Origin of the sequence: uncultured Ramlibacter sp. (genome assembly GCF_936925435.1) — a bacterium.
GTDB lineage: Bacteria > Pseudomonadota > Gammaproteobacteria > Burkholderiales > Burkholderiaceae_C > Ramlibacter.
This window is the reverse complement of the sequence record NZ_CAKZHQ010000049.1, coordinates 38,839-60,428: the sequence shown is the minus strand read 5'-3', so window position 1 is coordinate 60,428 and position 21,590 is coordinate 38,839. Positions and strand designations below refer to the sequence as shown.

Below are 21,590 nucleotides of genomic sequence, written 5' to 3'. Positions count from 1 at the left end.
CGGGACTACAGGGCTCGCTCGGGTTCGGTCCGAACGGTGGTTTGTCTGGCGGTGGACTGGGCGGTGTCGCCCGAGGGCGCGCCCAGGTAGGCTTCACGCACGGCGGCCGAGCGGGCCAGCAGCGCGGCGGGACCGCTGGCCACCAGGGTGCCGCGCTCCAGCACATAGCCGCGGTCGGCCACGGCCAGCGCCTTGCGGACGTTCTGTTCGACCATCAGCACAGTGGTACCGGCATCGGCGATGCGCCGGGCGATCGCCAGCAGCTCGTCGACCATGCGCGGCGCCAGACCCAGCGAGGGCTCGTCGAGCATGAGCAGGCGCGGCGCACTCATCATGGCGCGGGCCACAGCCACCATTTGCTGCTCGCCGCCGCTCATGGTGCCGGCCAGCTGGCCGGCGCGCTCGCGCAGCTTGGGGAAATCCTTGAAGGCCTGGTCGAGGCGGCGCGCGCGTTCCGCCTTGGGCACCAGCCAGCCGCCTAACTCCAGGTTCTCGGCCACCGTCATCTGCGCAAACAGCTGCCGGCCCTCGGGCACCAGCACCATGCCGGCCTGGACGATCTCGTTGGTCTTCTCGGGCAGCTCCTGGCCATCGAGCAGCACCTCGCCGCCGCGCGGCAACAGGCCGTTGAGCGCGCGCAGCAAGGTGGTCTTGCCGGCGCCGTTGGGGCCAAGAATGACCGTCAGGCCGGGCTTGATCTCCAGCGAGAGATTGCGCAGCACCTGCACCGGGCCGTAGCCCGAGGACAGGCCGTTGATCTTCAGCTGGGCGCGGCCCGAGCCGCCCAGCACAAAACCGGGTTGGTGCCACATCATGCCGAGGCCTCCACCATTTCATCGCCCAGATAGGCCTCGATCACCTCGGCATTGCGCACCACCTCGGCCGGCGTGCCGTCGGCGATCTTGCGGCCCTGGTGCAACACGATCACGCGCTCCACATGGCGCAGCAGCGTGGTCACCGCGTGCTCGATCCACACCACGGTCAGGTCCAGCTCGTCGCGCAGGCGCCGGATCAGGCGCGCCATCTCTTCGACCTCGGCCTCGGTCAGGCCGGCCGCCACTTCATCGAGCAGCAGCATGCGCGGCCGCGTCGCCAGCGCCATGCCGATCTCCAGCAGGCGTTGCTGCGAAGGCGTGATCGCCGCGGCAGGCAGGCCGGCTTGCGCCTGCAGGCCGATCACAGCCAGCACGCTGGACGCATCGCGCAGGGCCCAGGGCACGGCCGCTTCCTCGCCCCACAGCCAATACTTGCGCGCGCGCCGGCCGGCGAACTTCAGGCCGAACTCGATGTTGGCCTGCACCGTCATGTCGGGGAACACGCGCGGGGTCTGGAAGGTGCGCGCCAGGCCATGGGCCGCATAGCGGTGCGGGCCATGGCCGGTCAGGTCCTTGCCGCCGGCCACCAGGCGGCCCGAGGTCGGCGCAATGACACCGGTCAGCGCATTGAAGAAGGTGGTCTTGCCGGCGCCGTTGGGGCCGATGATGCCCACCAGCTCGCCGGCCCGAAAGTTCGCGCTCACCGCGTCGACGGCCACCAGGCCGCCGAAGCGCACCGTGACTTCACGGGCTTCGAGCAAGGGAGCGTTGATGATTAGCTCAGACAAGGCGCTGCTCCCGCGCGCGGCGCTTCGCGCGCTCCTTGTCCCTGGCCTTGTCGCCGCTCCATTCGTAGCGGCGCTCCTTCCACTGGGCCTTCGTGCCTTGCCACCAGCCGCTCAAGGTCTCCCAGCGCAGCGAGGCCAGGCCGCCCGGCAGGTAGAGCACCGACAGGATCAACAGCAGGCCCAGCGTCATCATGTAAATCTGCGGCGCCTGCAGGCGCAGGGTCTCGGCCAGCAGGCTGAACACCACGGCGGCGATCAGCGGGCCCCACAGCGTCATGGCGCCGCCGATCAGCGCGATCAGCACGGTCTGGAAGCCGATGAAGGGATTGAAGACGGTGTGCGGGTCGATGTAGGTCCAGCGCACCGACATGGCCGCGCCCACCGCGCCGGCCACGGCCGCCGTCATCGCAAAGCCGATGATCTTGACCAGGCGCGTGTCCACGCCCAGGGTCTGGGCGCGCTGCTCGTCCGCGCCTATGCCCATCAAGGCCAGGCCGAAGCGGGTGCGCCGCACGGCGATGGACAGGGCCACCGTGCCCACGGCCAGCGCCAGCACCGTCAGGTAGATGGTGTCGCGCTCGGGCACCACGCTGAGCACCCGGCCCACCGTGCCCGTCACCTGCTTTTCCCAGTAGGTCACGGCGTGGCGGATCAGCTCGGTCATGCCGAAGGTCAGCACGGCAAAGTAGGTGCCGCGCAGGTGCAGCACGGCCGCGCCCATCACCACCGCCACCACCGTCGCCAGGCCCGCGCCCAGGGCGATGGAGGCGATCCAGCTCATTTGCTCCAGGGCGATGGCGCTGGTGTAGGCGCCGATGCCGAAGAAGGCCGAGGTCGCCAGCGAGAGGTAGCGCGTGCTGCCGCAAAACAGCCCCCAGCTGGAGGACAGGGCCACGTACATCAGGCAGGTCAGGCCCAGCGAGACCACGAATTCGCTGCCGAAGTACGGCAGGCACAGAGCCCAGCCGGTCAGGCCGAACAGCACGAGCAGATCGCGCGTCAGAAGGTGTCGATCAGTCATTTGGAGAACAGGCCCTTGGGCCGCAGCAGCAGGACCGCGATGAACACCACATACGAGAGCAGCGCCTTGAGCGAAGGATTGGTGAAGTGCATGCCCAGGGCCTCGATCACGCCCAGCAACAGGCCGCCGGCCAAGGCGCCCGACATGCTGCCGAAGCCACCCAGGGTGATGACGATCAGCGCCGTCACGGTGTAGGGCTCGCCCATCGAGGGTGCGATGGTGTAGGCCATGGACAGCAGGCAGCCGGCCACGCCCGACAGGCCCAGGCCGATGCCGAACATCAGCGGGTGCAGACGCTTGGTGTCGATGCCCACCAGTTGGGCGCCCACGGGCGACTGCATCAGCGCGCGCACGCCCTTGCCCAGCAGCGTCATGCGCAGCAGCACGATGAGCGCGCCGCAGAACACCAGGGCCAGGCCGAAGACCAGCAGCTTGTTGCCGGCGAACTGGGCCTGGCCGAACTTGACCGGCTCGGCGAAGTAGTCGTAGCCGCGCAGCTCGCCGCCCCACATCCAGGAGGCGAAGTTCTGCACCAGGAACATCAGGCCGAAGGCCACCATCAGGCCGCGCGCCTCGAAGATGTCCAGGTTGGGCGAGGTGGCCGTCAGCCGGGCAAAGCACAGGCGGTGGATCACCAGGCCCAGCGCCATCAGCATCAGAAAGGACACCGGCACCATCAGCAGCGGCGAGATGCCCAGCGTGGACTGCGCCATCCAGGTCAGGTAGGCGCCCAGCATCAGGAACTCGCCATGGGCGATGTTCAGGATGCGCATCAGGCCGTACTGGAGGTTCAGCCCCAGGGCGACCAGGGCATAGATGCCGCCGGTGATGAGACCGGAAGCGAGGAGTTCAAGCCAGGCGGAGATGGACATGCGTATGGGTTCCAGGGACACCGCGGAACCGGCTTTGCCGGTCCGCTGGTGTCGCCCCCTGAGGGGGAGGCGCCGTAGGCGCTTCGGGGGGAAGCCTTATTTCCAGGCAGCTTTCGCGGGATTGAGCTTGGCGGTGGCGACCTTGGGCGGCCAGACCACCTCGAACTCGCCGTTCTGCCACTGGCTCACCGTGCCGGGCGTGGCGGTGTTTTCGCTGCCCGTGAACTTGATGTCGCCCAGGATGGTCTTGTGCGTGGTGGTGGCCACGTACTCGCGGATGGCCTTGCGGTCCAGGCCCTGCTTGTTGACGGCGGCGGTGAGGATTTCCAGGCCGGCCCAGCAGGCGCCCGAGGCCCAGCGGTCCGGCTCCTTGCCGCCGAACTTCTTGGTGTGGGCGTCGAAGTAGGCCTTGGCGCCGGGGCTGGTCTTGCCGTTCCAAGAGCCCATGCCCAGCACGCCCTCGGCGCCGGCCGGCGTCATCACGTTCTTGTACAGCTGGAAGGCCGTGCCCACCGAGGCGTAGAAGAACTTCGGGTTCAGACCCACTTCCTTGGCCTGCTTGCTGGCCAGGATGGTGTCGGGCGGGTAGGTGAAGCCGACGAAGGCGTCGGGGTTCTTGTCCTTGATGGAGCGCAGCACCGGCGACAAGTCTTTCACGCCGGCCGGGTAGCTCTTGTCTTCCACCAGCTGGATGCCGCTGCCCTGCAACGCCACCTTGAGGGCCGAGTAGTTCTCCAGGCCGAACAGGTCGTCCACGTAGATGCAGGCCAGGGTCTTGCAGCCGTTGGCCTTGAGCATGTCGACCAGGGCATTGGTCATGGGCGCGGGTTGCTGCAGCAGCAGGAAGAAGTACGGCAGCTTCATTTCGACCAGGCGGCGCGACAAAGCCGTGGGCGCCAGGAAGGGATAGCCGAAGCGATTGGCCAGGGGCGCGACCGCGAAGTTGGCGTTGCTGCCCCAGGGCGGCAGCACCAGGTCGACCTTGTCGCTGCCCATCAGCTTTTCGTAGGTGCGCACCACGGTTTCGGTGTCGCTGCGGTCGTCCGAGCTGATCAGCTCAATCTGGCGCTTGACACCCTTGACGCTGATGCCGCCCGCGGCGTTCTGCTGCTCGGCCCACAGCAGGTAGTTGGGCTCCTGGCTGACCTGGGCGCCGCCAGTCCAGGGACCGGTGCGCGACATCGCGTAACCCACCCGCACGGGGCCGGCCTGCGCCAGCAACTGTGGTGCCACGGCCAGCGTGCCGACCGCGGCGGCGGCGCCCTTGATCAACTTGCGACGGCTTGCTTGAACCATGTGTGTCTCCTCGTAGTGGGCCCGGATGGGCAGGAAGCCTCGATCCTAGGAAACCCGGCCTCCCCGCGCTGTGCTGCAGGCGCACTAAGCGCTTGCCTGCCCGTGCACGGCATCTGGGGTTTTCCCCAGGTCCTGGTGGCGGCGGGGCGCAAAAGCAGCGAACATAGGGCCATGGCCACCCCCACCCACCTGTCCACCGACGACGTCACGCCGCGCGACCGCGCCCCGGCCTGGCGCGAGTGGGTGTTCCAGCATTTCGGCGGCCTGGATTCCGACCTCTACGGCGACACCGAATTCGACGGCCACATGGCCTCCTCGCGCGCCGGCGACGTCATCCTCACCAAGCTCGAGGCCAACCGCCACCGCGTGCTGCGCAGCCCGCAGCTGGCACGCAGCAGCGACACCGCCTACCTGAAGATCGTCGCGCCCTGGCAGGGCAGCGCCGCCGTGCAGCAAGAGGGCCGCGAGGCCTGCGCACGCAACGGCGGCTGGGTCATCTACGACACCACCGGCAGCTACGCCATCGACAACCCCGAGCGCACCGAGCACCTGATCGTGATGCTGCCCAAGGACCAGATGGCCGAGCGCGGCGTGCGCCTGAACGCCCTGATGGCGCGCCACGTCGGCGGCGCCAGCGGCATCTCGCGGGTGGCGCTCGAGACCATGCGCAGCACCTACCAGGAGCTGCCCTACATGAGCGAGGACGCGGCGCGCGGCGCCGGAGAGCTGATCATGCAGCTGGTGCGCCTGTCGCTGCTGGAGCTGGGCGGCCAGGAGACGGCGGTCACGCAGCGCGCCGCCTTGAAGGACCGCATCAAGGGCCATGTGGCGAGGCATCTGCGCGACCCCCAGCTGTCGGTGGACGGCATCGCCCGGGCCCTCAACTGCAGCCGCCGCCACCTGTACAACGCTTTCGCCGGCGACACCGACAGCCTGGCCGGCTACATCCAGCGCCAGCGCCTGGAAGCCTGCGTGCGCGAGCTGCGCGGCGGCCCGCTGGCGGGCCGGCCCATCACCGAGATCGCCCTGTCCTGCGGTTTCTCCAACCTCTCGCACTTCAGCCGGGTCTTTCGCGACCACATGGGCATGAGCCCCAGTGAGTTCCGGGTTCGGCCCGCTCAGGCCGCCGAGCCCCAGCCTTCCAGCACCGCCGGCGACTCGATGGCGATGCGGCCGTAACCCAGGCTGATCGCCCCGCCCTGCACCAGGGCCTTCAACTCCTTGCTCAGTGTCTGGCGCGTGATGCCCAGCATCATGGCCAGCGCCTCCTGCGACACCGGCAGCACCGGCCGCGCGTCGCTGGCCTGGGTGGCATCGCCGCGTGCCAGCAGCAGCAGGCGGCGCGCCACGCGCGCGCGGGTCGAGCGCAGTGTTGCGTCCTCCACCATGCCGTAGAGCGAGCGGGTGCGCGCCGCCAGCATGCGGCAGATCGCCTGCGAGAAGGCGTGGCGCTGCATCGCCGCATCGAAAGCGGCCCGCGGCAGGGCCAGCACCAGCGCCTCGCCCAGGGCCGTGGCGTCATGGGTGCGCGGCTGCTGGTCCAGCAGCGAGATCTCACCGAACCAGTTGCCCGCCTCCAGCACCGCCAGGATGGCCTCCTTGCCGTCCTCGCGCAGGCTGGAGATCTTGAAGCTGCCGCTGACCAGCCCATAGAACGCGCCCTGCCCGGCCGGCACCTTGTCGCCCTGGCGGAACAGCATCTCGCCTGCGCGCAGGCGCAGGGGCTCGGCGGCCGTCAGCAAGGCGCGGCGCTCGCGCAGAGGCAGGGCGCCGAACCAGGGATTGGCTGACAAAGTGGCCAGCAGCGGGGCGGTGGATTTCATGGACGCCTGGGTGACAGCAGCAGGGCAGGGACTTCCCTTCATTGTTAATTTCTTGACAGTTGGCCGTCAAGCCCGCGCCCAAGATGGCGCCACAACGAAGGAGACGAAATGAACATCGCATCTTTGAAGGAAGTCGTCAGCGAAGCCGAATGGAAGCTGCGCGTGGACCTGGCCGCGGCCTACCGCCTGGTGGCCTTGTACGGCTGGAGCGACCTGGTCTTCACCCACATCAGCGCGCGCATCCCCGGGCCCGAGCACCACTTCCTGATCAATCCCTACGGCCTGATGTTCGACGAGATCACCGCCTCGTCGCTGGTCAAGGTCGACCTGCACTGCAACAAGCTCATAGCCTCGCCCTTCCCGGTGAATCCGGCCGGCTTCGTCATCCACAGCTGCATCCATGAGGCGCGCGAGAACGCCGGCTGCGTGCTGCACACGCACAGCCGCGCCGGCGTCGCCGTCAGCGCGCAAAAGTGCGGCGTGCTGCCCATCAGCCAGCAAAGCACCTTCGTCCTGGCGTCCCTGGCCTACCACGGCTACGAGGGCGTGGCCCTGCGCGACGACGAGCGCCCGCGCCTGCAGGCCGATTTGGGCCACAAAAACTACCTGGTGCTGCGCAACCACGGCCTGCTCACCGTGGGGCCGACCATCGCCGACGCCTTCCTGTCCATGTACACCTTCGAGAACACCTGCCGCATCCAGATCGACGCCCAAGCCGGCGGCGAGCTGATCACGGTGGACCCGCGCATCCTCGAGGGCATGGGCCAGGTGATGAAGACCGTCACCGCCGGCCAGGGTGCCAACATCGCCTGGCCCGCCCTGTTGCGCAAGCTCGATCGCGAGAGTCCCGGCTACAAGGACTAGATGCCTTCGGCGGCCAGCTGCACCGAGGGCTTGCCGCTGGGCACGCGGCCGCGCGGGTCGGCCTCGGCCACGGTGATTTCCTTGCGCGTCATCTCCACCGCGCCGAAGAAGGTGCTGAAAGCAACGTCCTTGGCGTCGCGCCCTGTGCCGATGCGCACCAGACGGTCCACCGGTGCCATGCCCGTGGGATCGACCAGCACCCAGCGGTCGCCGATCCAGGCCTCGAAGATGGCGTGAAAGTCCTGCGGCGGCTCATCGAACCACACATAGCCCACCACCAGCCGGGCCGGGATGTTCAGGGCCCGGCACAGGGCGATGCCCAGATGGGCGAAGTCGCGGCAGACGCCGGCGCGCTGCACGAAGACCTCCTGCGCCGTGGTGGTCGAGTTGCTGCTGCCCGGCCGGTAGGAGATGGACTCGTGGATCCATTCAACGATGGTGCGCACCCTGCTCAACCCCGGCGGCTCGTTGCCGAACAGCTGCTGGGCCGCGCTGCCCAGCACGTCTGACTCGCAGTAGCGCGAGGGCATCAGGTAATGAAAGATGTCGTCGGGCACCTGGCCCACAGGCGCCTCGGGCAGGTGCTCGTCGATCTGCTGCGAGTACACCTCCACCTGCGCCTTGTAGCCCACCAGCAGCGGCCCCGGCTGGGCGTCGAAGCGGAAGAAGCGGTTGCCGCTACCGGGATCGGTGAAGCTGTGCACCGCCACGTTCGACGACACGGCCAGGCGCTCGCTCAGGATGCTTTGCGTCGGCCAGTGCGCCGCCTCCAGGTTGAAACAGAAGTGGGTCGGCTCGCGCACCTGGTACTCCAGGACGGTCTCGACGGTCGACAGATGCACGGCCATGGCCAGGGTCTCCTTCAGCGCTTGGCCTTGCGGGCCGCACCCACGCCCAGCACCGCCAGCACCAGGAAGATCAGGGCCAGCACCAGGAACAGGCCGAACAGCAGTTTGGCGATGCCGGCGGCGCCGGCAGCGACGCCGCCAAAGCCCAGGGCGCCGGCAATCAGGGAAATGACGGCAAAAACAATCGCGTACTTCAGCATGGCTTTCTCCTTGAAGATCGGGGTTGGGCAGGCTCATCAGCCTGGGTGCACCGATGCTAGGGGCGGCGGTCCGGCGCGGCGATCAGCGCGCGGCGCTGCGCGCTGTAGGACGGCGGCCTGTCCCGCGTCTGGCGAGGAAAGCTCCCAGCCGCTAGCATCGGCGCCAGACAACCACCGACCCAAGGAACACCAGATGAAGCTTTACTACTCCCCCGGCGCCTGCTCGCTGGCGCCGCACATCGTCCTGCGCGAGGCCGGCCTGGCCTTCGAGCCGGTGCTGGCCCCGACCAAGACCCACAAGCTGCCCGACGGCGGCGACTACTACGAGGTCAACCCCCTGGGCTACGTGCCCCTGCTGGAGCTGGACGACGGCACCCGCCTGCGCGAAGGCCCGGCCATCGTGCAGTACGTCGCCGACCAGGTGCCCACCAGGAATCTCGCGCCGGCCAACGGCACGCTGGCGCGCTACCGCCTGCAGGAGTGGCTGACCTTCATCGGCACCGAACTGCACCAGAAGTTCAGCCCGCTGTTCAACCCCAACATGCCCGATGACGCCAAGAAAATCTTCCGCGAGCGCATCGCCGGCCGCCTGCAGTTCGCCGATGGCCAGCTGGCCGGCAAGGACTACCTGATGGGCGAGCACTTCAGCGTGCCCGACGCCTACCTGTTCACCGTGCTGCGCTGGCACAAGCCCACCGGCGTGGACCTCGCGCCCTACGCCAACCTGCTGGCCTTCATGGAGCGCATGGCGGCGCGGCCGGCGGTGCAGGCAGCGCTCAACGCCGAGACCCAGGGCAAATAAGGGCGGCCGCGCCTTGCCGGTTCATGCCGGCAAGGCCTTCTGCCGCGCTGCCACCAGAGCCCCCAGCCAGAGCGCGCCGGCCGAGAACAGCAGGCCGCGCGCCAGCCCGCCCGGGCCGTCGGCGATCCAGCCCACCACCGTGGGCCCGGCAATCTGGCCGGCCGCAAACACGATGGTGAAGGCGCTGATGCCGGCCGCCCATTGCGCTGGCGGCAGGTTGTGCCGCACCAGGGCGGTGGTGGAAGCCACGACGGACAGGAAGACGCCGCCGAAGACCAGGCCCGACAGCAGCACGGCCGGCCAGGCCGCCGTCAGCGCCGGAGCGATGGTCGCCACGCCGAGCACGGCATTGAGCAGGGCCAGGGACTGGCCGCCGCGGTAGCGGTCCAGCAGGTCGGCCCAGATGCGCGACGAGGCAACGACCGCCACACCCAGCAGCGCATAGAACAGCGTGATGCGCGCCGGCCCCACGCCCTGCTCACGCAGCAGGGCGATGACGAAGGTCATGTAGCCGATGTAGCCCACGCCGAACAACGCGTAGCCGGCCAGGCCCGGCGCGAAGGCGCGCCAGCCAAAGCGCCGCCCATCGGCCTGCTGTGCACCCGTGGGCGCGGCCGCCTCCAGCGCCTGCAGCACGCGCGCCGGCCACAGCAGGGACAGCGTCGCGGCAAAGCAGGCCAGAGCCAGCGTCCACCAGGCCCAGGCCCAGCCATGCGGCCGCGCTTGCGCCGCCTCCAGCACGGCCGGCACCAGCAGGGCCGACAGCACGATGCCCAGGCCGGTGCCGCCGTAGTACAGGCCCAGCAGCAAGCCGCTGCGCGCCGGCTGCAGCGCGCCCAGCCGCGCAGCCAGCAGACCGCCGGCGATGAAGACAAAGGCACTCGCGACGCCGGCCAGCACCCGCTGCGCCAGCAAGGGCGCGGCCTCGGTGAAAAAGCCCGACAGGCCCATGAACAGGCTGGCCAGGGCCGCGCCCCATAGCAGCAGGCGCGACGGACCGTAGCGGCGCATCAACCGCGGTGTGGCCAATGCACCCAGCAGATAGCCCAGGGCGTTGGCCGTGTTCATCGTGCCGGCCAGGGTGTAGGACCACTGCAAATCGGCGCGCATGGGCGGCAGCAACAGGCCATAGGCGAAGCGCGTGATGCCTAACGAGATTGCCGCACCCAGCGACAGGGCCAGCGCCAATAGCAGCAGGCGCGAGGGGGAATCGTTGCCGTGGCCTGTCATGGCGCTGCATTGTCCATACACTGGGGCAAACCAGCCCAACAACAGCAACAAGGACTCTCTCCCATGCCCAGCCTGTTCGACCCGGCCCGCGCCGGCGATCTGCAACTGTCCAACCGCGTCGTGATGGCGCCGCTCACACGCAACCGCTCGCCCAACGCCATCCCCACGGCCCTGGCCGACACCTATTACAGCCAGCGCGCCAGCGCCGGCCTGCTGGTCACCGAGGCCACGGCCATCAGCCCGCAAGGCCAGGGCTATGCCGACGTGCCGGGCTTGTACGGCACCGAGCAGCTCGACGCCTGGAAGCGCGTGACCGATGCCGTCCATGCCAAGGGCGGCCGCATCGTGGTGCAGCTGTGGCACGTGGGCCGCGTCTCGCACGTCGACCTGCAGCCCGGCGGCCAGCCGCCGGTCGCGCCCTCGGCCATCACGGCCAAGACCAAGACCTACCTGATCAAGGACGGCGTGGGCTCGTTTGCCCCCACCTCCGAGCCGCGCGCGCTGGCCGCGGAAGAACTCCCGGGCATCGTGCAGGACTACCGCCATGCGGCGCGCCACGCCGTCAGCACGGCCGGCTTCGACGGCGTCGAGGTGCATGGCGCCAACGGTTACCTGCTGGACCAGTTCCTCAAGACCGGCGCCAACCAGCGCACGGATGATTACGGCGGCTCCATCGAGAACCGCGCCCGCCTGCTGCTGGAGGTGATGCGTGTGGTGGTGGAAGAAATCGGCGGCGGCCGCACCGGCATCCGTCTGTCGCCAGTGACGCCGGCCAACGACGTCATCGACGCCGACCCGCAGCCGCTGTTCGAATATGTGGTGCGCCAGCTCGCGCCGCTGGGCCTGGCCTACATCCACGTCATCGAGGGCGCCACCGGCGGCCCGCGCGAGATCGCCGACCGTCCCTTCGACTACGCCGCACTGAAAAAGGTCTACCGCGAGGCTGGCGGCCAGGGCGCCTGGATGGTCAACAACGGCTACGACAAGACCCTGGCCGAGAAGGCCGTCAACGATGGGGCCGACCTGGTCGCCTTCGGCGTGCCCTTCATCGCCAACCCCGATCTGGTCGAGCGCCTGCGCACCGACGCGCCGCTCAACAGCCCCGACAAGATGACGTTCTATGGCGGCGGCGCCAAGGGCTACACCGACTACCCGGCGCTACAACAAGCATAGCGCTCCAGGTCCATTTGCCCGGGGCTACAGGCCCATTTGACCAAAAACGGCTCAGTTGTCCTGCAGGCTGCCGGCCCCTTGCTGGCGCAAGGTGGCGGCGTCGGCATCACGTGCCTGACGCTGTTCGCTGCGCTTGAGGGCCTTGCTGGCGGGCTTGGCCACGCTGGGCGAGGCGCCCATCACGGCCGTGGGATTGCGCTGGGCCCGCACCGGCGCGTTCTCCAGCAAGATGGCGCCGGTGCTGCTGCGGTCTTCGGCCGGCAGGGGCGCGGCATCGGACACCACTGGCGCCGCCACCTCGGTCGTGGTGCGGCTGGGCACGGTCTGCGCCAGAGCCGCGGCGGCAAGAAGCGTCCCCAGCACGGCGGCCGTGGGGCGCACAAGGGTGATCGACTTCATGCTTGTCTCCTTGGAGTTCAGGTGCCCAGCATCGCGCCGCAATGCAAGCGCGGCTGTGGCCGCGGATGGATTTCGCGCGTAGGAAGGCTCCCACCGGGCCCGGCTTTACATTCCCGCCACGCTAGGGGCATGGACGCGTTACATGGCCGTCCCACACTTGCCTGCAACCTGCGGCCCATGTCGGACTCCTCAGGCCTTTCCAAGGAAGGATGTTTCCATGAAATTCGCCCACCACCTCATCGCCGCCTCCCTGCTGGCTTCGCTGGGTCTGGCCGCCACGGCGCAGACCCCGGTCGCGCCCACGCCCGGCGCGCCCGTCGCCCGCGAAGGCAGGCCCCACCACGATCCGGCCAAGATGCAAGAGCGCATGGCCAAGCACCAGGCCGAGCTCAAGCAGAAGCTGCAGATCACGGCCACCCAGGAAGGCGCCTGGACCAGCTTCACCAACGCGATGAAGCCTGGCGACCGGCCACAGCGCCCGGACCGTGAGGCCATCGCCAGGATGAGCACGCCGGAGCGCATCGACCAGATGCGCGCGCTGCGCAGCACGCGCAATGCCGAGATGGACCGCCGGGCCGACGCCACCAAGGCCTTCTACGCCGCGCTGACGCCGGACCAGAAAAAGGTCTTCGACAGCGAGACGGCCAAGCGCTTCAGTGGCCACGGCGGCCCGCGCCACCGCATGGGCTGACCACCTGTGCAGGCAGGAGCCTGCCGCCAACGCAAAAAGCCTGCACCGGTGACGGTGCAGGCTTTTTTCATGGTGCGGCGGCTTTACTTGGGCGTGCCGCCTTCATGCACGGAAGGCGTGCCGGCCGGCGACACCGCCGGTGTCCCTGCCGGAGCGCCAGCTTGCGCGCCCTTCTGGCCCATCACGGCGGCGTCGCGGCGCTGCTGGGACTCGGCCTTCTTCATTTCCTTCTCGACCCGCTTTTCCGACTTGCTCTTGGTCAGGGCCGGGTTGTTGGGGTCGGCATTGGGATTGCCCTTGACCATGGTGCTGGCCTCGCCGGCCTTGTTGGGCACGGACGAGGTGGCGCTGGCCTTGCTCTGGCCGGCCGCGTCCTGGCGGATCTGGTCCTTGGTGCTGATGTCGGCGGTGGCAGCAGGGGCGTTGGTGGTCTGCGCGTTGGGCACGCCATTGGTCTGGGTGCTGGCCTCGCCAGCCTTGGGCGGCACATCCGAGCTGCCGCCCGCCGCGGCGCTCTGCGCGTGGGCTGCGCCGCCGGCGGCCAGAAGGCCGGCCAGCAGCAGGGAAACGGTGGTGTTGCGGTTCGTCATGTCAAATCCTTTGCTTCATTCACAAGCCCCAGAAAGCAGGGCATGGTTCACCGTACCGAGCCCATCCGGGCCCCCCTGCCGGACATGCGCGCCGGCGCCTGTAGGACACGGCCCTCCACGCCCGTCCCGGCCCCACAGACAGTGCGCCGCTGCCTACACTGGCCGCATGAGCACCGCCATCCGCAAGGGCCAGGCGCCGGCGCCTATCGGCAGGCGCAAGTTCCACCAGCGCTTCCTGCAGTCCTTCAACGACCCGGCCTTTGCCGTGGAAGCTGATGCATTGGCACGGCTGGAGCAGATCGCCTGGGAGGCTTACAAGGAGGGCCGCAAGGCGCCGCGCACCGCGCCGGCCGGCCCGGGCTTTGCCGACCCGCATTACGAACTGTCGCTGGAATGGCGCGAGACCCGGGACAGGCTCATCGCGGCGCAGGAGCTCTGGGGCCGCAAGGCCACGCCCTCGCGCGTGCTGCTGGTGTGCGGGTCGGCGCGCAACGACGGCACCTGCCCGGGCGAGATCTCCAAGACCTGGCGCATGACCAGGATCGCGCACGATGTGCTCAAGGCCGCCGGCATCGAGGCCGATGTGCTGGACCTGAGCCTGCTGACCTCCGAGTACGACCTGCACATCCACCCCTGCAAGGGCTGCGTCTCCACCGCCATGCCGCTGTGCCACTGGCCTTGCAGCTGCTACCCCAACCACGCCACGCGCCAGACCGGCGACTGGATGGCCGACATCTACGAGCGCTGGGTCGCGGCCCACGGCGTGCTGCTGCTGACGCCGGTCTACTGGTACCAGGTGGCCAGCCCGCTCAAGCTGATGATGGACAGGCTGGTCTGCGCCGACGGCGGCAATCCCGACCCCACCAGCACCCAGGGCAAGAAGCCGCAACTGGCCAAGCAGATCGAGCTGCAGGGCTGGGACTATCCCAAGCGCCTGGCCGGCCGCGCCTACGGCGTGGTCGTGCACGGCGACGTCGCCGGCATCGAAGGCGTGCGCCGCTCCCTGTGCGACTGGCTGGACTGGATGGGCCTGGTGGACGCCGGCAGCCAGGCGCGGCTGGACCGCTTCATCGGCTACTACCAGCCCTATGCCAGCAGCCACGGCGCGCTGGACAAAGACAGGGACGTGCAGGAAGAAGTGCGCAATGCGGCCCGTGCCCTCGCCCATGCGGTGGGCGAACTGCGCGCCGGCCGCCTGCAGCCGCCCGACGCCGGCCTGCGCCGGCCGCGGCCCAAGTAGCGACAGGAAGACAGCCGCGCGTCCTACACCTGGCGCGGGGAGCGGCCACTACAAAGGGATTTCCGCACAACGCCGAGACAGTCCCATGACCGACACCGTGGCCACCGCCCCGCCGCTGACCGTGATGACGGTCAACACCCACAAGGGGTTCACCACCTTCAACCGCAGGTTCATCCTGCCCGAGCTGCGCGACGCGGTGCGCAAGGTGGGCGCCGACGTGGTCTTCCTGCAGGAGGTGCTGGGCACGCAGGAGGCGCGCAAGAAAAGCGACCGCAACCATGAGAACTGGCCCGACGCGCCGCAGTACGAGTTCCTGGCCGACAGCATCTGGCCGCAGTACGCTTACGGCCGCAACATGGTCTATCCCAAGGGCCACCACCACGGCAACGCCGTGATGTCCAAGTTCCCCATCGTCCATTTCCAGAACCACGACGTTTCCATCTCCGGCCCGGAAAAGCGCGGCCTGCTCCATTGCGTGCTGCGCATGCCGGTGCAGCAGATCGATGTGCACGTGATCTGCGTCCACCTGGGCCTGGCCGAGTCGCACCGCGTGCAACAGCTGGACCTGCTGTGCGAGATGGTGCGCAGCGAAGTGCCCGACGACGCGCCACTGATCGTGGCGGGTGACTTCAACGACTGGCGCAAGCGCGCCCACACCATGCTGCTCGAGGGCGCAGGCCTGCGTGAGGTCTTCGTCACCGCCTATGGCGCGGCCGCCAAGACCTTTCCGGCCATCTTCCCCGTGCTGTCGCTGGACCGCATCTACGTGCGCAATGCCTCGGTGCATCTGCCGGTGGTGCTTCCGCGCAAGCCCTGGTCGCACCTGTCGGACCATGCGCCGCTGGTGGCCGAGATCCACATCTGAGGACGCAAGACCATGGCTGGACGCTGGATCGAGGGCAACAACATCCGCCTGCTGGAAAACGGCGAGGCGTTCTTCCCGCGCGTGTTCGACAGCATTGCCGCGGCGCAGACCGAGGTGGTGGTCGAGACCTTCATCCTGTTCGAGGACAAGGTCGGGCTGCAGCTGCACGCAGCCCTGGTCGCAGCGGCAAAGCGCGGTGTGCAAGTCGACCTGACCATCGACGGCTTCGGCTCGCCCGACCTGTCGCAGCAGTTCCTGGGCGCTCTGTGCGAGGCCGGCGTGCGAGTCCATGTGTTCGACCCGGCGGCACCGGTGCTGGGCTGGCGCGTCAACTACCTGCGCCGCATGCACCGCAAGATCGTGGTGGTGGACGGCACCCGCGCCTTCGTCGGCGGCATCAACTACTCGGCCGACCACCTGGCCGACTTCGGCCCCGAGGCCAAGCAGGACTATGCGGTGGAGGTGCGTGGCCCCATCGTCGCCGAGATCCACCGCTTCACCCATACCGCCCTGGCCGAGGGCCAGCGCCACCAGAAGGCGCGCCAGTGGTGGCGCCGGCGCAAGGCGCTGCGGGCCCAGCCGTCGGACCTGCCGCGTGCCGGCACGGCCGCCGCCCTGTTCGTCACCCGCGACAACCGCGAGCACATGAACGACATCGAGCGCCACTACCGCATCGCCATCCGCGGCGCGAAGGAACGGGTGGTGATCGCCAATGCCTACTTCTTCCCCGGCTACCGGCTGGTGCGCGAGATGCGCCGCGCCGCGCGCCGCGGTGTGCAGGTCAGCCTGATTCTGCAGGGCATGCCCGACATGCCCATCGTCAAGACGGCGGCCAGCCTGCTCTACCACCACCTGCTCAAGGCCGGCGTGCGCATCTATGAGTACTGCGACCGGCCGCTGCACGGCAAGGTGGCGCTGGCCGACCATGAGTGGGCCACCGTGGGCTCGAGCAACCTCGACCCGCTGAGCCTGGCGCTCAACCTGGAGGCCAACCTCATCATCCGCGACCGCGCCTTCAACGCCGAGCTCCACGCCAACCTGGAGGGGCTGATGCAAAACAGCTGCAAGCGCATCGAGATGCAGGCAGGCGAGAAGATCGGCACCTGGCAGCTGGTGCGCAGCTACCTGGCCTTTCACCTGATCCGCAAGTACCCCAGCTGGGCCAGCTGGCTGCCGCGCCACGCACCGCGGCTGTCGCCGGCCCTGCAGGACAGCTTGAGGCCGGCCTGTGCCACCGGCGGCAAGGAGGCTTCGCAATGAGCACGCCCAGCCTGCCGCGCCACGGCATCAAGGCCATCGCCGCCAGGCGCCGGCAACAGCGCGAAGCCGGCGCGCAGAAATCACCCTGGCGCCAGCGGCCCTGGTGGCCCTGGGTCAAGAACGGCGCGACCGCCGCCTTCTTCATCGCCGTCACCTGGCTGCTTGTGGAGTACGGCCGCCACGTGGACTGGGACGATGTGTGGAACTCGCTGCGCAGCCTGCCGGCGCCGGCGCTGTGGGCCGCCATCGCCCTGGCCGCGACCAGCCACCTGCTCTACAGCTGCTTCGACCTGCTGGGCAAGCGCTACACCGGCCACAACCTGCCCACGCTGACGGTGATGGCGGTGAACTTCGTCAGCTACGCCTTCAACCTGTGCATCGGTTCACTGATCGGCGGCGTGGGCTTTCGCTACCGGCTGTATTCACGGCTGGGGCTCAAGCCCGGCGTCATCACGCGCATCGTGTCCATGAGCATGCTGACCAACTGGCTGGGCTACAAGCTGCTGGCCGGCTTTCTCTTTGTCGTCCACCCCATCGCCCTGCCGCCCGCCTGGCACATGGGCAACCACGGCCTGCAGTGGCTGGGCGCGGCCCTGATGGCCATCTCGCTGGGCTACATCGTCGCCTGCGCCCGCATGGGCGACCGCATCTGGCTGGTGCGCGGCCACGAGATCTACCTGCCGCCCTGGCGCATGGCCGTGCTGCAGATGACCATCTCCTGCATCAACTGGTCGCTGATGGCCGCCATCATCTGGGTGCTGCTGCAGCAAAAGCTCCCCTACACCGACGTGCTCACCGTGCTGCTGGTGGGCGCCATCGCCGGCGTGGTGCTGCACGTGCCGGCCGGCCTGGGCGTGTTCGAAGGGGTCTTCCTGGCCCTGGTGGGCCACCGCATCGCCGAGGGCCAGTTGCTGGGCGCGCTGCTGGGCTACCGCGCCCTGTACTACATGGTGCCGCTGCTGATCGCCTCGCTGATGTACCTGGCGATGGAGCTCAAGGCGCGCAAGCCCAAGGCATCGGCTGCGCCCGCCCGGCTGGCAAGCCATTCAGTGACCGGCCATGCCCGGCCCAAACGTTCGGCGGCCTGACGCCCCTGAAGAAAGACCTCCATGGCCCGCAAACGCATCCCTGCTCCCAGCTTCTCGCCGGCCGGCTTGTTTGCCCCGGCCATGCTGTGGGCCGACCTCGCGCTCAAATCCAGCGAGATGCTGCTGGCCTCGGGCCAGGTGATCGGCACGCGGGTGCACCGCATGGCGCGCGCCGGCGCCCAGCCCAGTGCACGCGACCGCAAGGAGTTCGTCCGCATGGGCAGTGAGAAGCTGCAGGCCGCCGGCGAGTCGGCCTGGGCCGTGGCGGCGCGCATGCAGTCCGCGCAGTTCCAGTCGGCGCCGCGCGGCTTCGGCGCCTGGGGCGCCTGGGCCTCGCTGGGCCAGGCCGCGCTGGCGCCCTACCACGGCGCCTCCACCGCCAATGCCCGCCGGCTGGCCCGGCCCGCAACGCGCCGCTGAGCGCGCCAGGGTGGCCCCACCATGCATGCCCACCTGGCCAGCGCCATCGACCTTGCCGGCTTCCGCGGGCAAGCCCAGACCCTGCTGGCCCACCAGGTGCCGCCCGACGAGGTGGTCTGGGACACCGACGACGGCCAGTTCCACGATCCCTTCGCCACGCCCGCACCAGCCGCCGACAGCCGGCCGCGCGGCGTGCCGCGGGCGGCCACGGCCATCGTGCCCGCATCCTTTTTGCGCCTGTGCGAGCTGGTCGTGCTGCACAGCGACCCGCAGCGCTTTGCCCTGCTGTACCGCCTGCTGTGGCGGCTGGTCTATGAGCCCGGCCTGCGCCACAACCCGATCGACGCCGACATGCTGGCGGCCCAGCAGATGGGACAGGCCATCCGGCGCGACATTCACAAGATGAAGGCCCAGGTGCGCTTTCACAGCGTGCCCGACGAAGACTGCGCCGGGCAGCCGCTGCAGCTGGCCTGGTTCGAGCCGGCCCACCACATCGTCGAGGCGCTGGCGCCCTGGTTCGCGCGGCGCCTGCCGGGCCAGCGCTGGGCAGTGCTCACGCCGCTGCGCAGCGTAGCCTCGGACGGCCAGCAGCTGCGCTACGGGCCGGGCGCCGCCGCCGTGCCCGAGGATGCGCCGCCGCAGCTGTGGCTGGCGCGCTACCGCTCTGTCTTCGGGATGGCTTAGGCGGCAGCGGCGCTGGGCCAGGCCGCGCCGAAATAGACGTTCACGCTGGCGATCTGCTCGCCGTGGAAGGTCAGGACCTCGGTGTTGCGAAAAGAATGGCCGTCGTGGCCGGTGCAGCTGTAGGTGACGTAGGCCTGCTGGCCATCGACCACCAGGCTTTCGATGCGCTGGTCGCGGCCGGCGTCGTCCTCGGCCCAGCAGAGCTCGAAGTAGGTGGCGCGGTCGATGCCGGCGTCGTTGGGGCTGGTGAAGGTGAAGCTGTCGGCCAGCAGGGACTCGGCGAGGGCGCGGTTGCCGGCCTCGTAGGCGCCCACATAGCTGCGGACGACCTGGCTCAGTTTTGTGTCTTGCATGGACGACTGTAACCGCCGCCTGTAAAGACGGACGGCAAAGGCCCGCCTGGTCCCCCAGGGCTGTCAGCGCGAGTCGATCGGGCTGACGCCGTACTTGGATGCTTCGGTGGTGCGCTTGGCCGAGCGCTGCACCTTGTCGCTGGGGCTTTGCTGCTTCCTGGCCATGCCGGGGTCGCGCTTGGCGTCCCGCTCCGCGGTCGATTCCAGCTGGATCTCGCGCACTTCCGTGCTGGTGTCCACCACCGCGGCCGGCGTGCCCTGGGGCATGTTGTTGGCCTCGCGGATGGCCGGGGGCGGCCGCAGCTTGAGCTGGGAGCCCTCCGGGCCCTGCAGTCCGATGCCGCCCTGCGGCGGACCGGCCATGGCGCCGGTGCCGGCCTGGGCGCCAGCCATGGACGGACGGCCCTCGAAGACCGCAGCCGCGCCGCTGGCCTGGCCCCAGGCCTCGGTGATGGTCAGCATCGCCGCCGCCGTGACCAGTGCGACCGTGACCCAATGGGAGGGAAGGTGCTTCGTCTTCATGGCAACTCCTTGGGCGCTTGCGCGCCTGTGTGTAACAAGTATGGGCTGCGCTCCAGAGGCGCAACAAGCGCAATTGGCAACAGATGCTGTAGGACGGCCCCGGCACACGACTGTTAAGATTCCCCGCGTTTTGCCCCAGCCGTACCCACCTTCTCCTCAATGACCGTAGCCCTCGCAGGACGCGCCCCTGCCACGTTCGAGATCAAGAGCGCCAACCTGCCCCTGGTGGCCTTGCTGCTCAAGTCCGCCGACCTGGCCGCACTGGCCGGCGAGCTGCAGGATCGCTTCGGCGACATCCCCGATTTCTTCGACAACGACCCGCTGGTCATCGACCTGGCGCCGCTGCAGGCCCAGGGCGAGACCGCCGTCGACTTCGCCGGTCTGCTGGCCCTGCTGCGGTCTTACCGCGTGCTGCCGGTGGCAGCCAAGGGCGGCAGTGCGGCGCAGATGCAGGCCGCCTTGCTCGCCGGCCTGGCGGCCGCGCCCGACACCACAGCCGCGCCCCAGCGCAATGAGGCGGCCACCCCGGCGGCCCCGGTGGCGGTAGCGCCACCGCCCACCGACGCCATGGTCATCGACAAGCCGCTGCGCTCGGGCCAGCAGGTCTATGCGCGCGGCCGCGACCTGGTGGTGCTGCAGATGGTCAATCCCGGCGCCGAGGTGATCGCCGACGGCCACATCCACGTCTATGCGCCGCTGCGCGGCAAGGCCATTGCCGGCGCGCGCGGCAACACCGAGGCGCGCATCTTCTCGCTGTGCCTGGAGCCCGAACTCATTTCCATCGCCGGCGTGTACCGCACCAGCGACGTGCCGCTGCCGGCCGAGGTGCTGGGCCAGCCCACCCAGGTCTGGCTGGACGGCGGCACCGAGGGCAAGCTGGTGATGACACCGCTCAAGGCCTGAACCCATTCATTCAAAGGACACCCCCATGGCAAAAATCGTCGTCGTGACTTCCGGCAAGGGCGGGGTCGGCAAGACCACCACCAGCGCCAGCTTTGCCTCCGGCCTGGCCCTGGCCGGCCACAAGACCGCGGTGATCGACTTCGACGTCGGCCTGCGCAACCTGGACCTGATCATGGGCTGCGAGCGCCGCGTGGTCTATGACCTGATCAACGTGATTCAGGGCGAAGCCAACCTCAACCAGGCCCTGATCAAGGACAAGCAGTGCGACAACCTGTTCGTGCTGGCCGCCTCCCAGACCCGCGACAAGGACGCCCTGACCAAGGAAGGCGTGGAGAAGGTCCTGAACGACCTGGCGGCGATGGGCTTCGAGTACATCATCTGCGACTCGCCGGCCGGCATCGAGACCGGTGCACTGATGGCCATGCACTTCGCTGACGAGGCCCTGGTGGTCACCAACCCGGAAGTCTCCAGCGTGCGCGACTCCGACCGCATCCTGGGCATGCTGTCGTCCAAGACCAGGCGCGCCATCGAGGGCAAGGAGCCGATCAAGGAGCATCTGCTGATCACGCGCTACAACCCCAGCCGCGTCGACCAGGGCCAGATGCTGTCGCTGGAAGACATCCAGGACATCCTGCGCATCAAGCTGATCGGCGTCATCCCCGAGAGCGAGTCGGTGCTGCAGGCCAGCAACCAGGGCACGCCGGCCGTCCACATGAAGGGCAGCGACGTCTCAGAGGCCTACAAGGACGTGATCTCCCGCTTCCTGGGCGAGGACAAGCCCATGCGCTTTGTCGAAGCCGAGAAGACCGGCTTCTTCAAGCGCCTGTTCGGGGGGAAGTGAGA

The 21,590-nt window shown here is 68.9% G+C and carries 26 protein-coding genes; 13 read left to right on the top strand and 13 right to left on the bottom strand.

Annotated features, from left to right (window positions below; all coding sequences use genetic code 11):
- Positions 1 to 5: 5 nt before the first annotated feature.
- The 5 genes from Q0632_RS19770 to Q0632_RS19750 all read right to left on the bottom strand — a co-directional run bounded on the left by Q0632_RS19770 (position 6) and on the right by Q0632_RS19750 (position 4,792).
- Positions 6 to 815, bottom strand: coding sequence for an ABC transporter ATP-binding protein (locus Q0632_RS19770; RefSeq protein WP_298933424.1), 810 nt, complete (start codon positions 813 to 815; stop codon positions 6 to 8).
- Positions 812 to 1,603: an ABC transporter ATP-binding protein gene (locus Q0632_RS19765; protein ID WP_298933423.1), complete on the bottom strand. Its 792-nt coding sequence runs from the start codon at positions 1,601 to 1,603 to the stop codon at positions 812 to 814. Before Q0632_RS19765 ends, Q0632_RS19770 begins: the two co-directional genes overlap by 4 nt.
- Positions 1,596 to 2,624 carry a branched-chain amino acid ABC transporter permease gene (locus Q0632_RS19760; protein WP_298933421.1) on the bottom strand — a complete coding sequence of 343 codons (1,029 nt, stop codon included), beginning with the start codon at positions 2,622 to 2,624 and terminating at the stop codon, positions 1,596 to 1,598. Before Q0632_RS19760 ends, Q0632_RS19765 begins: the two co-directional genes overlap by 8 nt.
- On the bottom strand, positions 2,621 to 3,496 hold the full coding sequence (locus Q0632_RS19755; RefSeq protein WP_298933419.1) for a branched-chain amino acid ABC transporter permease: 876 nt from the start codon (positions 3,494 to 3,496) through the stop codon (positions 2,621 to 2,623). The genes Q0632_RS19760 and Q0632_RS19755 overlap by 4 nt, the downstream gene beginning before the upstream one ends.
- Positions 3,497 to 3,592: 96 nt before the next feature.
- Entirely contained in the window at positions 3,593 to 4,792 is a 1,200-nt protein-coding gene (locus tag Q0632_RS19750) for an amino acid ABC transporter substrate-binding protein (RefSeq protein WP_298933417.1), read from the bottom strand.
- 171 nt (positions 4,793 to 4,963) lie between these two features.
- On the opposite strand from Q0632_RS19750, the gene Q0632_RS19745 reads away from it, so the two are divergent.
- The gene (locus Q0632_RS19745) at positions 4,964 to 5,971 is read left to right on the top strand and encodes a helix-turn-helix domain-containing protein (protein ID WP_298933415.1); all 1,008 of its coding nucleotides are present in this window, start codon (positions 4,964 to 4,966) and stop codon (positions 5,969 to 5,971) included.
- Here the strand turns inward: Q0632_RS19745 and Q0632_RS19740 are convergent.
- Positions 5,911 to 6,615: a Crp/Fnr family transcriptional regulator gene (locus Q0632_RS19740; RefSeq protein ID WP_298933413.1), complete on the bottom strand. Its 705-nt coding sequence runs from the start codon at positions 6,613 to 6,615 to the stop codon at positions 5,911 to 5,913. The genes Q0632_RS19745 and Q0632_RS19740 overlap by 61 nt on opposite strands.
- 108 nt (positions 6,616 to 6,723) lie before the next feature.
- Between Q0632_RS19740 and Q0632_RS19735 the strand changes: the two genes are divergently transcribed.
- Positions 6,724 to 7,479, top strand: coding sequence for a class II aldolase/adducin family protein (locus Q0632_RS19735; protein ID WP_298933411.1), 756 nt, complete (start codon positions 6,724 to 6,726; stop codon positions 7,477 to 7,479).
- Here the strand turns inward: Q0632_RS19735 and Q0632_RS19730 are convergent.
- Both Q0632_RS19730 and Q0632_RS19725 read right to left on the bottom strand, forming a co-directional pair.
- A complete protein-coding gene (locus Q0632_RS19730; protein WP_367181230.1) occupies positions 7,476 to 8,327 on the bottom strand; it encodes a transglutaminase family protein in 852 nt (283 codons plus the stop codon). The genes Q0632_RS19735 and Q0632_RS19730 overlap by 4 nt on opposite strands.
- Before the next feature lie 14 nt (positions 8,328 to 8,341).
- Entirely contained in the window at positions 8,342 to 8,527 is a 186-nt protein-coding gene (locus Q0632_RS19725; protein WP_298933409.1) for a DUF1328 family protein, read from the bottom strand.
- A gap of 193 nt (positions 8,528 to 8,720) precedes the next feature.
- Between Q0632_RS19725 and gstA the strand changes: the two genes are divergently transcribed.
- A complete protein-coding gene (gene gstA, locus Q0632_RS19720; protein ID WP_298933407.1) occupies positions 8,721 to 9,329 on the top strand; it encodes a glutathione transferase GstA in 609 nt (202 codons plus the stop codon).
- 21 nt (positions 9,330 to 9,350) lie between these two features.
- Here gstA and Q0632_RS19715 read toward each other — a convergent pair whose 3' ends face one another.
- Positions 9,351 to 10,559, bottom strand: coding sequence for a YbfB/YjiJ family MFS transporter (locus Q0632_RS19715; RefSeq protein WP_298933405.1), 1,209 nt, complete (start codon positions 10,557 to 10,559; stop codon positions 9,351 to 9,353).
- Positions 10,560 to 10,622: 63 nt separating this feature from the next.
- Between Q0632_RS19715 and Q0632_RS19710 the strand changes: the two genes are divergently transcribed.
- Positions 10,623 to 11,732, top strand: a complete 1,110-nt coding sequence (locus Q0632_RS19710) for an alkene reductase (RefSeq protein ID WP_298933403.1) — start codon at positions 10,623 to 10,625, stop codon at positions 11,730 to 11,732.
- 51 nt (positions 11,733 to 11,783) lie between these two features.
- On the opposite strand, the gene Q0632_RS19705 is transcribed toward Q0632_RS19710, so the two are convergent.
- Complete coding sequence (locus Q0632_RS19705; RefSeq protein WP_298933401.1) at positions 11,784 to 12,131, bottom strand: hypothetical protein; 348 nt, start codon at positions 12,129 to 12,131, stop codon at positions 11,784 to 11,786.
- Positions 12,132 to 12,348: 217 nt separating this feature from the next.
- Here Q0632_RS19705 and Q0632_RS19700 point away from each other — a divergent pair, with 217 nt between their 5' ends.
- On the top strand, positions 12,349 to 12,822 hold the full coding sequence (locus Q0632_RS19700; protein WP_298933399.1) for a Spy/CpxP family protein refolding chaperone: 474 nt from the start codon (positions 12,349 to 12,351) through the stop codon (positions 12,820 to 12,822).
- Between the two features lie 83 nt (positions 12,823 to 12,905).
- On the opposite strand, the gene Q0632_RS19695 is transcribed toward Q0632_RS19700, so the two are convergent.
- The gene (locus tag Q0632_RS19695; RefSeq protein WP_298933398.1) at positions 12,906 to 13,412 is read right to left on the bottom strand and encodes a hypothetical protein; all 507 of its coding nucleotides are present in this window, start codon (positions 13,410 to 13,412) and stop codon (positions 12,906 to 12,908) included.
- A gap of 166 nt (positions 13,413 to 13,578) precedes the next feature.
- On the opposite strand from Q0632_RS19695, the gene Q0632_RS19690 reads away from it, so the two are divergent.
- The 6 genes from Q0632_RS19690 (at position 13,579) to Q0632_RS19665 (ending at position 18,969) form a co-directional block, all read left to right on the top strand.
- Positions 13,579 to 14,652, top strand: coding sequence for a flavodoxin family protein (locus Q0632_RS19690; protein ID WP_298933397.1), 1,074 nt, complete (start codon positions 13,579 to 13,581; stop codon positions 14,650 to 14,652).
- Between the two features lie 85 nt (positions 14,653 to 14,737).
- Positions 14,738 to 15,517 carry an endonuclease/exonuclease/phosphatase family protein gene (locus Q0632_RS19685; RefSeq protein ID WP_298933396.1) on the top strand — a complete coding sequence of 260 codons (780 nt, stop codon included), beginning with the start codon at positions 14,738 to 14,740 and terminating at the stop codon, positions 15,515 to 15,517.
- A gap of 12 nt (positions 15,518 to 15,529) precedes the next feature.
- Positions 15,530 to 16,777 (top strand): cardiolipin synthase ClsB, encoded by a 1,248-nt coding sequence (gene clsB, locus Q0632_RS19680; RefSeq protein WP_298933394.1) that lies wholly within the window; start codon positions 15,530 to 15,532, stop codon positions 16,775 to 16,777.
- The gene (locus Q0632_RS19675) at positions 16,774 to 17,865 is read left to right on the top strand and encodes a lysylphosphatidylglycerol synthase domain-containing protein (RefSeq protein WP_298933392.1); all 1,092 of its coding nucleotides are present in this window, start codon (positions 16,774 to 16,776) and stop codon (positions 17,863 to 17,865) included. The genes clsB and Q0632_RS19675 overlap by 4 nt, the downstream gene beginning before the upstream one ends.
- 21 nt (positions 17,866 to 17,886) lie before the next feature.
- Positions 17,887 to 18,285, top strand: a complete 399-nt coding sequence (locus Q0632_RS19670) for a hypothetical protein (RefSeq protein ID WP_298933390.1) — start codon at positions 17,887 to 17,889, stop codon at positions 18,283 to 18,285.
- A gap of 21 nt (positions 18,286 to 18,306) precedes the next feature.
- The gene (locus tag Q0632_RS19665) at positions 18,307 to 18,969 is read left to right on the top strand and encodes a TIGR03915 family putative DNA repair protein (protein ID WP_298933388.1); all 663 of its coding nucleotides are present in this window, start codon (positions 18,307 to 18,309) and stop codon (positions 18,967 to 18,969) included.
- On the opposite strand, the gene Q0632_RS19660 is transcribed toward Q0632_RS19665, so the two are convergent.
- Both Q0632_RS19660 and Q0632_RS19655 read right to left on the bottom strand, forming a co-directional pair.
- Positions 18,966 to 19,322, bottom strand: coding sequence for a nuclear transport factor 2 family protein (locus tag Q0632_RS19660; protein ID WP_298933386.1), 357 nt, complete (start codon positions 19,320 to 19,322; stop codon positions 18,966 to 18,968). The genes Q0632_RS19665 and Q0632_RS19660 overlap by 4 nt on opposite strands.
- 63 nt (positions 19,323 to 19,385) lie before the next feature.
- A complete protein-coding gene (locus Q0632_RS19655; protein ID WP_298933384.1) occupies positions 19,386 to 19,844 on the bottom strand; it encodes a hypothetical protein in 459 nt (152 codons plus the stop codon).
- 159 nt (positions 19,845 to 20,003) lie between these two features.
- Between Q0632_RS19655 and minC the strand changes: the two genes are divergently transcribed.
- The gene (gene minC, locus Q0632_RS19650) at positions 20,004 to 20,747 is read left to right on the top strand and encodes a septum site-determining protein MinC (RefSeq protein WP_298933382.1); all 744 of its coding nucleotides are present in this window, start codon (positions 20,004 to 20,006) and stop codon (positions 20,745 to 20,747) included.
- A gap of 25 nt (positions 20,748 to 20,772) precedes the next feature.
- A complete protein-coding gene (gene minD / locus Q0632_RS19645) occupies positions 20,773 to 21,588 on the top strand; it encodes a septum site-determining protein MinD (RefSeq protein ID WP_298933380.1) in 816 nt (271 codons plus the stop codon).
- Positions 21,589 to 21,590: the final 2 nt, after the last annotated feature.